The 14,635-nt window shown below is 32.3% G+C and carries 13 protein-coding genes; 8 read left to right on the top strand and 5 right to left on the bottom strand.

Annotated elements, in window-relative coordinates:
• Positions 1-13 precede the first annotated feature (13 nt).
• Positions 14-616, bottom strand: a complete 603-nt coding sequence (locus ACKGJY_RS10525) for a hypothetical protein (protein WP_413973849.1) — start codon at positions 614-616, stop codon at positions 14-16.
• A 519-nt stretch (positions 617-1,135) separates the two neighbouring features.
• On the opposite strand from ACKGJY_RS10525, the gene ACKGJY_RS10530 reads away from it, so the two are divergent.
• Positions 1,136-3,259 (top strand): GH39 family glycosyl hydrolase, encoded by a 2,124-nt coding sequence (locus ACKGJY_RS10530; protein WP_413973850.1) that lies wholly within the window; start codon positions 1,136-1,138, stop codon positions 3,257-3,259.
• Between the two features lie 274 nt (positions 3,260-3,533).
• Here ACKGJY_RS10530 and ACKGJY_RS10535 read toward each other — a convergent pair whose 3' ends face one another.
• Complete coding sequence (locus ACKGJY_RS10535) at positions 3,534-4,175, bottom strand: viroplasmin family protein (RefSeq protein WP_413973851.1); 642 nt, start codon at positions 4,173-4,175, stop codon at positions 3,534-3,536.
• Positions 4,176-4,225: 50 nt separating this feature from the next.
• Positions 4,226-4,792 (bottom strand): phosphoribosylglycinamide formyltransferase, encoded by a 567-nt coding sequence (gene purN, locus ACKGJY_RS10540; RefSeq protein WP_413973852.1) that lies wholly within the window; start codon positions 4,790-4,792, stop codon positions 4,226-4,228.
• 180 nt (positions 4,793-4,972) lie between these two features.
• Here purN and ACKGJY_RS10545 point away from each other — a divergent pair, with 180 nt between their 5' ends.
• The 5 genes from ACKGJY_RS10545 to pyk all read left to right on the top strand — a co-directional run bounded on the left by ACKGJY_RS10545 (position 4,973) and on the right by pyk (position 9,260).
• Positions 4,973-5,206 (top strand): acyl carrier protein, encoded by a 234-nt coding sequence (locus ACKGJY_RS10545; RefSeq protein WP_009778413.1) that lies wholly within the window; start codon positions 4,973-4,975, stop codon positions 5,204-5,206.
• 13 nt (positions 5,207-5,219) lie between these two features.
• Positions 5,220-6,470 (top strand): beta-ketoacyl-ACP synthase II, encoded by a 1,251-nt coding sequence (gene fabF, locus ACKGJY_RS10550; protein WP_413973853.1) that lies wholly within the window; start codon positions 5,220-5,222, stop codon positions 6,468-6,470.
• Positions 6,471-6,477: 7 nt separating this feature from the next.
• Positions 6,478-7,218, top strand: coding sequence for a ribonuclease III (rnc, locus tag ACKGJY_RS10555; protein WP_413973854.1), 741 nt, complete (start codon positions 6,478-6,480; stop codon positions 7,216-7,218).
• Positions 7,219-7,332: 114 nt separating this feature from the next.
• Positions 7,333-7,818 (top strand): IPExxxVDY family protein, encoded by a 486-nt coding sequence (locus ACKGJY_RS10560; protein WP_413973855.1) that lies wholly within the window; start codon positions 7,333-7,335, stop codon positions 7,816-7,818.
• Positions 7,818-9,260: a pyruvate kinase gene (pyk, locus tag ACKGJY_RS10565; protein WP_413973856.1), complete on the top strand. Its 1,443-nt coding sequence runs from the start codon at positions 7,818-7,820 to the stop codon at positions 9,258-9,260. The genes ACKGJY_RS10560 and pyk overlap by 1 nt, the downstream gene beginning before the upstream one ends.
• A gap of 102 nt (positions 9,261-9,362) precedes the next feature.
• Here pyk and ACKGJY_RS10570 read toward each other — a convergent pair whose 3' ends face one another.
• Together ACKGJY_RS10570 and ACKGJY_RS10575 are read right to left on the bottom strand one after the other, a co-directional pair.
• Positions 9,363-9,962, bottom strand: coding sequence for a hypothetical protein (locus tag ACKGJY_RS10570; RefSeq protein WP_413973857.1), 600 nt, complete (start codon positions 9,960-9,962; stop codon positions 9,363-9,365).
• A 106-nt stretch (positions 9,963-10,068) separates the two neighbouring features.
• A complete protein-coding gene (locus ACKGJY_RS10575; RefSeq protein WP_413973858.1) occupies positions 10,069-11,919 on the bottom strand; it encodes a cation:proton antiporter in 1,851 nt (616 codons plus the stop codon).
• Positions 11,920-12,094: 175 nt separating this feature from the next.
• Between ACKGJY_RS10575 and ACKGJY_RS10580 the strand changes: the two genes are divergently transcribed.
• Positions 12,095-12,955, top strand: a complete 861-nt coding sequence (locus ACKGJY_RS10580) for an MBL fold metallo-hydrolase (protein WP_413973859.1) — start codon at positions 12,095-12,097, stop codon at positions 12,953-12,955.
• Between the two features lie 24 nt (positions 12,956-12,979).
• The gene (locus tag ACKGJY_RS10585; RefSeq protein ID WP_413973860.1) at positions 12,980-14,587 is read left to right on the top strand and encodes a S8 family serine peptidase; all 1,608 of its coding nucleotides are present in this window, start codon (positions 12,980-12,982) and stop codon (positions 14,585-14,587) included.
• The last annotated feature ends 48 nt before the right edge of the window (positions 14,588-14,635 follow it).

Here is a 14,635-nt window from a genome sequence, read left to right on the forward strand (position 1 = left end):
ATAAACATGTAATTTATATCTGGTTTTCTAGTGCTTTTAATTTTTTAAATGTTTGAAAAGGACCTTTAACCAAAAGCGCGTTTACAACAAATGATGGCAATGTGCCTTCAGGGTTTATATATAACTGTTGTATAACTTTAGTTGTATTATTAATTTCCTCTAAAAGCCAATACCCCATAAGCTGTTTTATTCTAATAGTTTGTTGTTTTTCTGGAACCTCTAATGGTAAACCCTCTAAAACTAATTTTACTTTTGTTTCGCTTATATTTTCTACAGTTAATAAGGTAACAATATCTCTATCTTTTACCGGCCAAGGTAAAATTTTATGAGCATAAAAAACATGCTTTTTTTCGCTTAACTGTTTTACATAATAACTAACACCCGATGTTAAAGAAGGATCATATTTTGGCGCTTCTAGGAGTTCATTTAAAACTGTTTTTAATGTTGTTTTTAATGTTGTTACTGCTTTAAACTCATCAAATTTAGTATTTGGTTTAGAGCGTGTGTATATTTTTATATGTTCTGTATCTTTTTTTAATTCCCAAGGAGTTTGGGCAAGTATAGTTGTTGATGCATACATTAAAATAAATACACATAATACAATTTTATTTTTCATAATAATATTTAAAAAGTTAGTGTATTTAAAACCAGTTTCATTACAAAAAAACATCCTAATTTCTTTCAAATTTTATATGAGTAACCAGTTGTGTGTTTTGAAAAAATTCTGTCAATTCGAGTGAATTTCACGATTGAAATGAGTGAAATTTGTATATAGAATAAGAATTTTTAATATGAATTGGGTTCTTCATACGATTTTTTTATCAAAAAAAATACTCGAACTGACATTACACTGTTTATTTCAACTCAAAATGCACAACGGATATGAGTATTTTTTTATCATACTTTTTTTTAGAATTTAAAACAAAAGCCATAACATACAATGATTTAGTGACTTTTCAGGTCACTGCAGGACAATATTTATAATTTCATTATTTAATTTTATGAAATATTTAACAAAAACTTTTTTGGTGTTATTAAACCACATTTATACAACCTAAAAAAGACAACCACTTTTTTATACTACTAGCACCACTTAAAAACAACTATTAATCAATTATCAAAACTAAAAGAAACTATGAAATTAATTTTAACGCTTTTTCTAACACTTTTAACATGCTTTTCTATAAAAGCACAAATTACATTAACTACAGATTTCACTAATAATTCTAATAGAAAACAGGTAATGCAAAACCATTTGGACACTTATAACAGAATTCATCCTGTAAACGGAGTGCGACAACCAATAATTGCAAATTCTGGTATTGGTGTTGTTAGGCCTTTAGGTGGAATTTCTTCTGGAGGACAAGCAGATTTAAGCAAAGACAGTTACCTGTGGAATGGTACAAGTTTTGTAACTGATTTTAGCTCTCTAGAAACGCAAATTGATAAAGTTTTAAATGCTGGATTTGATTTACATCAAATTGTTTTAGACAACCCTTCGTGGGCTTTTCAAAGAGATAATAGAGGAAACCTACCTGGAGGAAACTATGTAGTGTCAACTTATGGCAATGCTATGCCACCAAGAAGTAACACAAGATGGGCTAATTATTTAAAAGAAGCTATGAGAGCCATTGTAGCAAAATTAGGGGAAGAAAACGCAAGAAAAATACAGTATGGCATTGGTCGTGAAATTGGAACTTCTGGGCATTGGTCTGGTACTCAAGCTCAATTTTTTGAGTTTTACAGAGTCTCTGTAAATGCTATACTAGAAGTACTGCCTAATGCAAAAGTAGGTTCTCATTTTCTATGGGGTTCTGCAAGTAATTCTTGGGCAACAGATTTTTTAGGGTATTGTAAAAGAAGAAACGTACCTTATGATTTTGTAGGAATTTCTTATTATCCATTTTATAATAGAGCTGATAGAACAAACTTTGATGAGGTTTACAATAAAGATTTTGGTGTTGTTACAAGAAATAGGAACTGGAATAGCAATGCAAAATTAGAGGTTCATGAATTTGCACTGATAAAATCGCTTAGTAGTGCTGGTAATAGTTTTGATAGTGCAGACCCAAGACATCAAAACTCTTTTGTTACAGGTATGATGAAAATGTTTTACCAAAACCAAATGAATAATTTAACGTTTTGGGGTACAGGATCTCAATATAATCCTGCTATTGGAGAACTACTTAAATTTGTTGGTTATAGATACTACAGAAATTCTAAAAGTGGTAATCAAAGATCTAACGGTAACTATGTAAATGCAATATTTGCCAACAAAGACAACAAGTATAGAGTGATGGCATATAACTATAATGCTAATGTTAGTCAAAATAATGGTAACGGTGTTACAGAAAGATTAAGGGTAAGAGCTATTGTTAACCATCCTCCTGGTACAAGATATAGATATCGAACAATTAGTTATAATAGATTTAGAAATACAAAGCAAACCTCTGCTTTCAGAGAAGCTACTACAAATGGACGTAGTGGTAGTGGAAAATCTACGATAGCATTAGAAAACGATTTATTAGGGTATTCCTTTTATGCTTACGAAATTGAAGTAATTGGTGGATCTGGCGGACAAACATCAACTCCAACAAATAATAATACTGGTAATATTACAGGAAGTTGGTATAAAATAAAAAACAAATTTACTAATAGATATTTGGATGGTAATAATGCAACATTAACCTCATCTAGCAGTCAATCTGGTTTTGATAAGCAGTTTCAATTTATCTCTAGAGGAAACTACTATAACATTGACATAAGAAAAAGTTTTGGTACTGGTACTGGTATTTTAAGAGCAACTAATGATAGTAGAAAAAGTGTAATTGTTACAGATCTTTCACCGAGATTTGATAACGATAAACAGTTTACTGTTACAAGACTTTCAGGAAATACATACACTATAAAATCTAGAGCTAGAAATGCATATATGCAAGAAGCAAACAATGCACAAATTACAACAACCACTAATAACAGCACCAATAGAACAAAATGGCTTTTAGAGCGTGTTGGTAATGTATCTAAAACCTCAAACAATAGTAAAACTACAAACGACGTTGAGGTTCCCTTTTCGGTATATCCAAACCCTAGTTCAAGTGGAATATTTGAATTAAACCAAGCTACGCCTTGGGAAGTATATAATATAAGAGGTCAAAAAATTCTTTCTGGAAATACTACCCAAATTAACCTATCTAATAAAAATAGAGGTATCTATCTTTTAAAAGTAGAAGCAAAAACTCTTAAGCTAATTTATTAATTTAGCATAATGGTTGTATTATACAAAGCCTCTGTAAATTAACGCAGGGGCTTTATTTAATTATAGCACATATAAGCTATTAAAGTTTGAAAAAAATAACTAAAGTTACGGCTAAACTATATTGTATTGTAGCTAAATTAAGCGCAATAAAAATTACAGAATTTTAACCTTTAACTAGGTATGATAATGCAGTGTATCAATTGATGGCTTTAGCTACTCTTAAAATAAAAAAGTGAAAGAACATCAATCTATCGATTATTATCTATAATTATTTCTATTTCCTACCAAAATCCGCAGGAATTTCTCCCCAAGCTTTAGTTTCCCATTTTACAATTACCGTGGTGTATGTGTTTGTTTTTAACCACGCAACAGCACGATCTACCAACTCAAAAACTACTTTATTTTTTTCAGTACGTTGTAGTTTTGTATTGCAGTTTTTCTTTTTTACCCAACTTATTGCAGTTCTAGAATCTGTATAAATTATACGTTTACTATTTTTATTTTTTAGCAATGCTAACCCATGAACAATGGCTAAAAATTCGCCTATGTTGTTAGTCCCTTGCTCAAAAGGGCCTTGTATAAACAATTGTTTTTTTGTTTTAGTATCTACGCCACGATATTCCATTTTACCTGGGTTTCCTGAGGATGCAGCATCAACCGAAATAGAATTATAATTAGGTTGTCCTATTTTTTTAAGTTGGGCTTCAGTTAATTCAGAAGTAAACTTTTTGCTCTTTCCTATGTAATCTTTATAATTTCCTTTTAATGCTTTTTTAGCCGCTTCAAACGTAGAAAACGATTTGTATTGAGCGCCTTCAAAATTAGTTATTTGAGCTTTACAATCATCCCACGACTCGAAAACACCCACGTGATGTCCTTTCCAAACGGTATAATATTTCTTTTTGTTCTTAGCCATTTTTTCATCTTCTCGAAGGCGAAAATCTTTTAAATCTTTAGTTTAAATTTTTACTCCTTTAACAGCTTATCTATAACCTCAGGAAAATGCGCCATCTCTAATTCATGAATCTTCGCCGCAACATCTTCAGCAGTATCAGTGTTTAAAACCTCACATTTTGCTTGAAAAATAACGGCGCCTTCATCATAATTTTCATTTACATAATGAATGGTTATTCCTGTTTCTGTCTCGTTATTTTCCACTACTGCGCTATGAACATGCATACCATACATACCTTTTCCGCCATATTTTGGCAATAATGCGGGATGTACATTAATAACTTTATTAGGAAACTCATTTAAAATAAATTCTGGGAATTTCCATAAAAAACCTGCCAAAACTATTAAATCTGGTTGTGAGGCTTTTAAAATATGTAATACATCTTCGCTTTTAGAAAATGCTATTCTATTAAACGAAAGCGCACTTATTTTTAATCTTTTGGCACGCTCTAAAACTTTGGCATGAGGATTGTTACATAGTATTTGAGTAACAGACGCACTATCGCTGTTGTGAAAAAACTTAATTAAATTTTCAGCATTACTTCCACTACCGGACGCAAAAATTACAATACGTTTCATAAGCTTGCTATCAGTGTTCAATTATTCAAAAAAAGAATAAATATTAACAATTAGGAGGTAAATGTAAATACTAGAATGTAATTTTTTGTAAATTACAGACACATTTTTTTCGTAAAACGGTGTATTAAAATAAAGTTTTTTATTTTTGCCAACTAATTAAACCTTTAAAATTAAAAGATTATGTCAGACATTGCATCAAGAGTAAAAGCGATTATCGTAGACAAGCTAGGAGTAGATGAGAATGAAGTTGTTGCGGAAGCTAGCTTCACAAACGATTTAGGAGCCGACTCTTTAGACACTGTAGAATTAATAATGGAATTCGAAAAAGAATTTGATATTCAAATACCAGACGATCAAGCAGAAAATATAGCTACTGTTGGTCAAGCTATCTCTTATATAGAAGAAGCTAAATAAGCAAAACATTTTTATGGAAATAAAGCGCGTTGTAGTTACAGGACTAGGAGCTTTAACACCTATTGGGAATACCAAAGATGAATATTGGGATGCCTTAATTAGTGGAAAAAGTGGTGCTGCGCCTATTACATATTATGACACAGAGAAGTTTAAAACAAAATTCGCTTGCGAATTAAAAAACTTCAATGCAACCGATTTTCTTGATAGAAAAGAAGCTCGTAAAATGGATAAGTTTGCGCAATATGCTATGGTAGCTTCAGATGAAGCTATTGCAGATGCTAAACTTAATACCGACGAGTTAAATAAGTTGCGTGTTGGTGTAATATGGGGAGCAGGTATTGGTGGATTAGAAACATTTCAGCAAGAAGTTTTAAACTTTGCAGCTGGTGATGGAACACCAAGATTTAACCCGTTCTTTATTCCTAAAATGATTGCAGACATAGCACCTGCAAATATCTCCATAAAATATGGTTTTATGGGACCTAATTACACAACAGTTTCAGCATGTGCTTCTTCAGCAAATGCTATGTTTGATGCCTTAAACATGATTCGTTTAGGACATTGCGACGTAGTAGTTACGGGAGGTAGTGAAGCAGCTGTTACTATTGCTGGTATGGGTGGCTTTAATGCAATGCATGCATTGTCTACTAGAAATGAAAGCCCCGAAACAGCCTCTCGCCCATTTGATGGCACAAGAGATGGCTTTGTTTTAGGTGAAGGTGCTGGCGCACTAATTCTAGAGGAATATGAGCATGCAAAAGCTAGAGGCGCAAAAATATATGCTGAAGTAGCTGGAGGTGGATTATCTTCAGATGCACATCATATGACGGCGCCACATCCTGAAGGTATTGGTGTAGTTGAAGTCATGAAAAATTGTTTAGAAAATGCAGGTTTAAAACCTGAAGATGTAGATCATATAAACACACATGGAACTTCAACACCATTAGGTGATGTAGCCGAGTTGAAAGCTATTTCTAAAGTATTTGGAAATCATGCTAAAAACATTAATATTAATTCTACAAAATCAATGACCGGGCATCTTTTAGGAGCTGCTGGGGCTATTGAGTCTATTGCAAGTATTTTAGCAATAGAAAACGGTATTGTTCCGCCAACTATTAATCATACAACAGTTGACGAGAATATAGATCCAGAATTAAATTTAACGTTAAACAAGGCACAACAAAGAGATGTTAAAGTTGCAATGAGTAATACCTTTGGATTTGGCGGACACAACGCCTGTGTATTATTCAAAAAAATAGATTAAATCCCGAATGAATATCATTCGCAACATACTAAATTCCCGTTCCAAACGAAACGGGAATTTTTTTATACCATTACAAAAAATTCTAGGTTACGCGCCAAAAAATTTAAGTATTTTTAAAAAGGCTTTTACCCATCGTTCTATGAACATAAAAGATGGTAAAGGCAATGCTATAAATTATGAACGCTTAGAGTTTTTAGGAGATGCTATGCTAAGTGCTGTAATAGCATCGCACTTATATAAAGAGGTACCCAGTGGAGACGAAGGTTATCTAACTAAAATGAGATCTAAAGTAGTAAGTAGAGAGCATTTAAACGAGCTAGGTAAGGAACTAAACCTTATTGATTTAGTAGAAAGTAAAATTCCATCAGGACAATTTGGAGACAATATTCATGGCAATTTATTTGAAGCACTTGTAGGCGCTATTTTTTTAGATAAAGGCTATAAATACTGTGAAAAATTTATTTACAAAAGGGTAATTGTGCCCCATGTTGATATAGAAAATTTAGAAGGAAAAGTAATAAGCTACAAAAGCCTTTTAATAGAATGGTGCCAAAAAGAGAAAAAAGTCTTTAACTACAACGTTTATGAAGATACAGGTAATGATGATGTAAGACACTTTTCAGTAAAATTATCTATAGACAATAAAATAATAGCCAAAGCAAGAGCAACTTCAAAGAAAAAGGCAGAAGAAAAGGCATCAAAACGTGCATTTTTCGCGTTTCAAAGTAAAATGTCTAAAATGATTTAAGTTTTATACCCTAGAACTACAACGTTTGAGTGCGTTTTTAGTATTAAGAAATGCTAAAACCATTGATATCTAAGCTATTTTAGCATTATATTTACAATATTAATAAGTCAGGTTATGGCAGTACACAAACTTATTCTTGATGATGTTTTTGAGGATGTGTCTTGTACTCTAATTGCTATTCATTGTGCAATTGAAGATTACAGGATTGCCTATCTTTTAAATAAATATTTAAATATTACTTTAAAAAGACAGCCTAAAGATTTAGATTTTAATAAAGGAAATGCTACCTATTCGGTGTTTGAATATGAAGATAATAAAAAGCTGATTAGGTGGAATTTAATATCTAATATTTGTAAGCTAGAAACCGACTCAAAATTAGTACAACAATCATTATTTAGTACACATCATAAAGTAATTAAAACACATAATCTTATTCCAGAATACAGTAAAGTGAATTACTTTTTGAAAATTGATAATGAATTTAATAATAGCATAGAAAAAATAATAATAAATAACCTCCTTAAGATTCCGCAAATAGCTATGGCTTACAATGTTGATATGAGTTTGCTAAAATCTAAAGAGCATTTAATTTTCGATTAATGGGATTAAGAAAAAAAACAAAAATAGTAGCAACATTAGGACCAGCTACCAGTACCAAAAAAGTACTAAAAGGTATGATGGATGAAGGTGCTAATGTATTTAGAATTAATTTTTCGCACGCAGATTACGACGATGTAAAAAAACGTATTAAAATGATACGTGAGCTAAATGAAGAATTTGGCTATAACGTTGCTATTTTAGGAGATTTACAAGGGCCTAAATTACGCGTTGGCGTTATGAAGGAGGAAGTAGAGGTAAACGCTGGAGATGAAATTATTTTTGAAACAGGAGAACGTTTTGAAGGTACAAAAGAGCGCGTTTACATGACTTATGAAAGGTTTCCACAAGATGCTAAACCAGGAGAACGTATTCTTTTAGACGATGGAAAATTGATTTTTGAAGTTGTATCTTCTGATAAGAAAAGCCAAGTAAAAGCTAAAGTTATTCAAGGAGGTCCTTTAAAGTCTAAAAAAGGAGTAAATCTTCCTAATACTGATATTTCACAACCCGCGTTAACTGAAAAAGATATTGAGGATGCAATTTTTGCTATAAGTCAAAATGTAGATTGGCTAGCATTATCTTTTGTACGTCATGCTGAAGATTTAATGCAATTACGAGATTTAATAAAAGAGCATAGTGAACATAAAATTCCTATTGTTGCCAAAATAGAAAAGCCAGAAGCTGTTGAAAACATCGATAAAATTGTGACTCAATGTGATGGTATCATGGTAGCAAGAGGCGATTTAGGGGTAGAAGTACCTGCTGAAGAAGTACCTCTTATTCAAAAACAATTGGTACTAAGAGCAAAAAAAGCTAGAATTCCAGTAATTATAGCTACGCAAATGATGGAAACTATGATATCTAGTTTAACACCAACTAGAGCAGAAGTTAACGATGTGGCAAACTCAGTTATGGATGGTGCTGATGCCGTAATGCTTTCTGGAGAAACCTCTGTTGGACAGTATCCTGTAGAAGTTATCAAACAAATGAGTGATATTTTAAAAAGTGTAGAAGATTCTCCACTTATTAAAGTACCAGAAATGCCACCACATATTCGTACTAACCGTTACATTACAAAATCTATCTGTTACCACGCCGCTACCATGGCTAACGAAATAAATGCCAAAGCCATATCAACACTAACTAACAGCGGGTATACGGCTTTTCAAATTTCAGCTTGGAGACCCTCTTGTCATATTTTAGTATTTACATCAAACAAACGTATTTTAACACGCTTAAGCCTTTTATGGGGTGTAAAAGCATTTTATTACGATAGGTTTGTAAGTACCGACGATACTATAGAAGATGTTAACGCTATGGCTTGTAAAATGGGCTATTTAGAAGTAGGCGATATGCTTATTAGTTTAGCTGCAATGCCTATTCAAGACAAAGGAATGGTAAATACACTTAGAGTTACCGAAATTGAAACATGCAGCTTTTAAATTATAATTTTTAGGGCGCCGCCTACCTGCGGAATAACAGGCGGGCTACCATTTGGCTCGCGCTTTCTGATATATCATTATACGTATTATTGGCAGTAGGCTTTATTCGTTCAACATTCTGTTTTTCAAAAAGTCATTCTCAAGTTCTATAATAGTTTTTTCTCTATATTTCATGTGAGACAATACGCTAATTAAAGGTAAATCTTTATACATATAATTAAGATAATCGAATTTCTTTGCTTTACGATTTTGAACGTAATCTGTATTTAATTCTAAACGGACTCTTCTTTCTAAATTTTTATCAGTTATCAATTCCAAGATTTCAGTTTTATAATTTTCCAATCTGGAAATGAATTCAGTAGCATTTGCGTTATATTTTTCTCCATCAAAAAAAAATTCATTTATAAATTCTTTTTTTGATAGTTCACCATCGTAATTTCCTGGGTCTGTAACTTTATTAATTAATTCTGAATAAATTGCATTTGAGTATACCAAATATTCAGTTGTCAAGCTATCATATGATCTAGCTAATTCGTTATTAATCAGTTTATCATTCATAAGATTTTCAGCAATTTGTACTTTCAACATTTCGCCTGAATGAATAAACTCCTCATTTAATAACCCATACATAGAATAAGATTCATTTTCTTTATTACAAGAACATGTAATTATCAATAATAATAGAAAATTTATTTTTTTCATGGATTTCTGTTCAACTTACTGTCAACACATATTAGGTTCGCAACACAAAGGGTTTTATGAAATTAAAAAAACACATACTAAATCAATCTCATAACAAAAATAATTATCACTGAGATGTAGGTGTTGCTTCTGGAACACTTAAAGGTTTGCCCATGTACACAAGTTTGTAGCCCTCTTCTATCTTTTCAATCGTTTTGTTATGAGATGATATAATTTCCATAATACCTTTTTTATCTTTTATTAAAAGCGGTACAGTATCCTCATCTTTGTTGGTTAAATCAATAAGCTCTTCAAAATGTTCTCTACTCTTTATTTTAACCTCGTGTATTTTTGGATATTTTCTAGCAACCTCCGTCAATGTATTAAAATCATCTGTTTGAGAAAATAAACCTTCATCAGGATTTTGTTGATTGTCTTCCATCTCATCGGTAGTTATCAATCGGTAATATCCACTCTCACCAAACTGTCCTCTAAATCTATCAATAGCATACGCATTTATTTGTCTGCTTCCTGTTAAGGCCATTAAAAACCCAACATCACTTAATTCTATATTATTATTTAATTCTTCGGAATAAATATCAGCATTTATCGCATCAAGCCCTTGTTCTTGAGCTAGTTGAATATTAGATTGGTTACTATCAATCAATACAACATGCCTACCATTATTCTCAAGATATTCACCTATCAACCTTGAAAAATGAGACGCTCCAACTATTAATATCCCTTCAGATCGTTTTAAAAACACACCAACTATCTTTGCAAACATACGTGCTGTAGTTGCATTTAATAATACAGTGCCCAGTACAATCATAAACACCAACGGAGTGATATACTCTGCGCCTTCTACACCTTGTTTTATAAGCTTGCTACCAAAAAGAGAAGCAATACCTGCAGCAACAATACCTCTAGGACCTACCCAACTAATAAACAGTTTTTCATTAAGCCTTAATTTAGAGCCTATAGTACTAGAAAATACAGCTAAAGGCCTTATTACAAATACAACTAAGGCAAATAATAAGGCTGTTTTCCAAGTGTATAACAGCTTTAAATCTTCATAATCAATATTAGCTGCTAATAGAATAAAAAGTATTGAAATTAATAAAACACTAAGAGATTCCTTAAAGTATAAAAGCTCTTTTAAATTCTCGAGTTTTCCGTTACCTAATACCATCCCCATAACTACTACAGCAAGTAAACCAGACTCGTGAGCAAAAATTTCAGACTCTACAAATACTAACAAAACCGTTGATAAGGATACTACGTTTAATAAATAGTGTGGTATAAATTTTTTGTTAACAGCAAACGCTAAAGCATGTGCAAATGTAAATCCAAAAGTTGTACCGAATAAAATAATTTTTCCAAACTCTATTAAGGCTGTTTTTGTAAAACCGCTATCGCCCTCTACACTTATAAATTCAAAAACCAATACTGCAACTAAAGCGCCAATAGGGTCAATCAAAATACCTTCCCATTTTAGTACTGTAGAAATATCTTTTTTAAGAGGAATATTTCTTAGAATTGGCGTTATTACAGTTGGACCTGTAACTATTATTAAACCAGAAAACAATAAAGATAGCTCCCAACCTAAACCAAATATAAAATAGGCCAAAGCACCTGAACCAAAAAAAGTGATTGCAGAACCTAAAGTAATTAATTTGGTAATTACAGGGCCTACATTTCGTATTTCCGACCGTTTAAGTGTTAAACCACCTTCAAATAAAATAATACTTATAGCAAGAGATACAAAGTAATATAAACCGTCTCCTGGAAACAAACCTTTCTCGCCGTTCCATATGGGTTCTATCCATTTACTCCCATCTTCACTTAAATATTGTGAAGCAACAGGGCCTACCAATAATCCTATTAAAATTAAAGGTAAAATAGCAGGGATTTTAAGTTTCCATGCAACCCACTGTGCCAAAATACCTAGTATAATTATACCTGCAAGCTCTAACATAAATTATGTTTTCTTTTTTGAATCTACTAAAATAGCGAAAATGATAGTATTTTCTTAAATTATAGGCTTTTTGTTTGGTTAATATAATCATAGCTTTTTATTACTATATTTCTATTTCATAATAATCTCTTAACACTACAATTGTTTTTATTCATATTTCGTAAATTCGTTTGCTATGAATCTATATGTCATTAATTCTGGGAATTTTAAACTCGATGGAGGCGCTATGTTTGGTGTTGTTCCAAAATCTATTTGGAGCAGAACCAACCCTGCTGATGATAAGAATATGATTGATTTAGGCGCTAGGTGTTTATTAATTGAAGACGGCGATCGCTTAATTTTAATTGATACAGGCATGGGTAACAAACAATCTGACAAATTTTTTGGATATTACTACATGTGGGGAGATGCTACGATAGATTCATCTTTAAAAAAACATGGATTTCATAGAGATGATATTACTGATGTATTTTTAACACATTTACATTTTGATCATTGTGGTGGTGCCATTCAATGGAATAAGGATAAAACAGGGTACGAATCTGCTTTTAAAAATGCTTATTTTTGGAGCAATACAGCCCATTGGCAGTGGGCCACAAACCCAAACGCTAGAGAAAAAGCATCCTTTTTAAAAGAAAATATTTTACCAATAGAAGAGAGCGGGCGTTTAAAGTTCACTAATCTTCCTAACGGTAATATCTTAAAAAATTCTGCTTTAGGTTTTGATATCTTTTTTGCTGACGGACATACCGATAAACAAATGATCCCGATGATTACCTATAAAGATAAAACCATTTGCTTTATGGCCGATTTACTGCCAACAGCAGGACACTTACCATTACCCTATGTTATGGGTTATGATATGAGACCTCTAGTCACTTTAACTGAAAAAGAAAAATTTTTAAATATGGCTGCAGATCATGGCTATTATTTGTTTTTAGAGCACGATGCACATCACGAAATTATAACTGTAAAACACGCTGAAAAAGGTGTAAGGCTAGAAAGCATACTTTCTACCAAAGACGTATTTAACTAAAAAAGACTAATTCAAATATAAAAAATGAAAACAATTAAACAATTAGCGTTTACCGCAATGTTAACAGCCCTATGTTTTGGGTGTGGAAGTACTGGTGCAATTCTATTAACTCCTGAAGAGAATATTGATGCCATTCCGTTAAAAGTTTCTGATTTAACTGATGCCGAAAAAGAAAATTGGGGACATTTAGATTTATTAAAAGATACTATTCCTGGTATGAGTGTTGATAAAGCTTATGCTGAAATTATTAAAAATAAAAAAGGTAAAAAAGTAATAGTAGCTGTTATTGATTCTGGGATAGATATTGACCACGAAGACCTAGATGCTAATATTTGGACTAATAAAGATGAAAAACCAGGAAATGGTATTGATGACGACAATAATGGATATATTGATGATGTTCATGGTTGGAACTTTTTAGGAGAAGGCTATAATGAGCAATTAGAATTTGTTAGAATTTTAGCCAGTGGTAATACAAGTCACCCAGATTATGCTGCTGCTAAAGTAGAATATGATAAAGAATATGCTAAATGGACAGAACGTAAAACGCAATACGACCAAATTTACCAACAAGTTAAAGGTGCTGATGAAGCGTTAACCAAACATTTTGGTAAAAAAGACTATACCCAAAAAGACGTAGCAACTATAAAAACAGAAGATCAAACTTTAGGGCAAGCAAAACAAGTAGCACAATACATGTTTAGTAATGATGTTGCGTCTATGGCCGAAGCTTTAGATGAATTAAACAATGCTATTAAAAGTATTAACGAGCGCCTAAACTATAATTTGAATAAAGATTTTAAAGGACGTGTAAATGGAGACGACCCCGAGGATATAAATTCTAAATACTATGGCAACGGCAATGTAAAACCTGTTAAAAAAGATGAAAGCCATGGTACCCACGTAGCGGGAATAATTGCAGCAGAACGTAATAATGGTAAAGGTGCAAATGGGGTTGCTAATAACGCTGTTATTATGAGTATTAGAACTGTGCCAAATGGGGATGAATATGATAAAGATGTTGCACTAGCCATTCGTTATGCGGTTGATAATGGCGCATCTATTATTAACGGTAGTTTTGGGAAGAGCTTTTCTCCACACAGCGATTGGGTTAGAGATGCTATTGCTTATGCTTCTAAAAACGATGTTGTTTTTGTTCACGCTGCTGGAAATGATAGTAAAAATGTAGATGTTGAACCAAATTTTCCAGATGATAATGTAAACGGACAAGAGGTTTCAGATACTTATATTAGGGTTGGTGCTTTAGCACCCAAATACGGTTCTGGTTTACTAGCCGGTTTTTCTAACTATGGGAAAAATAATGTTGATGTATTTGCTCCTGGAGCGCAAGTATATTCTACAACACCAGAAAATGAATACGACACTAAAGGTGGTACATCTATGGCTGCTCCAGGCGTTGCTGGTATTGCAGCTTTAATTCGCTCGTATTATCCAAAATTATCAGCTGCACAGGTAAAACAAATTATTATGAATTCTGGGTTAGATATTAACACTAAAGTAATTGTTGGCGGTAATGCTAGTGATATTCAACCATTTAAAAATATCGTAAAATCTGGCAAAATAGCTAATGCTTATAATGCTTTAATTATGGCATCAAAAATGGCGCAATAATCATCTTAAAATCATTTAGGGTGCTTTTTATTACTAATTTAAAGCACT

This window comes from Hyunsoonleella sp. 2307UL5-6, from assembly GCF_047345485.1.
GTDB lineage: Bacteria > Bacteroidota > Bacteroidia > Flavobacteriales > Flavobacteriaceae > Jejuia.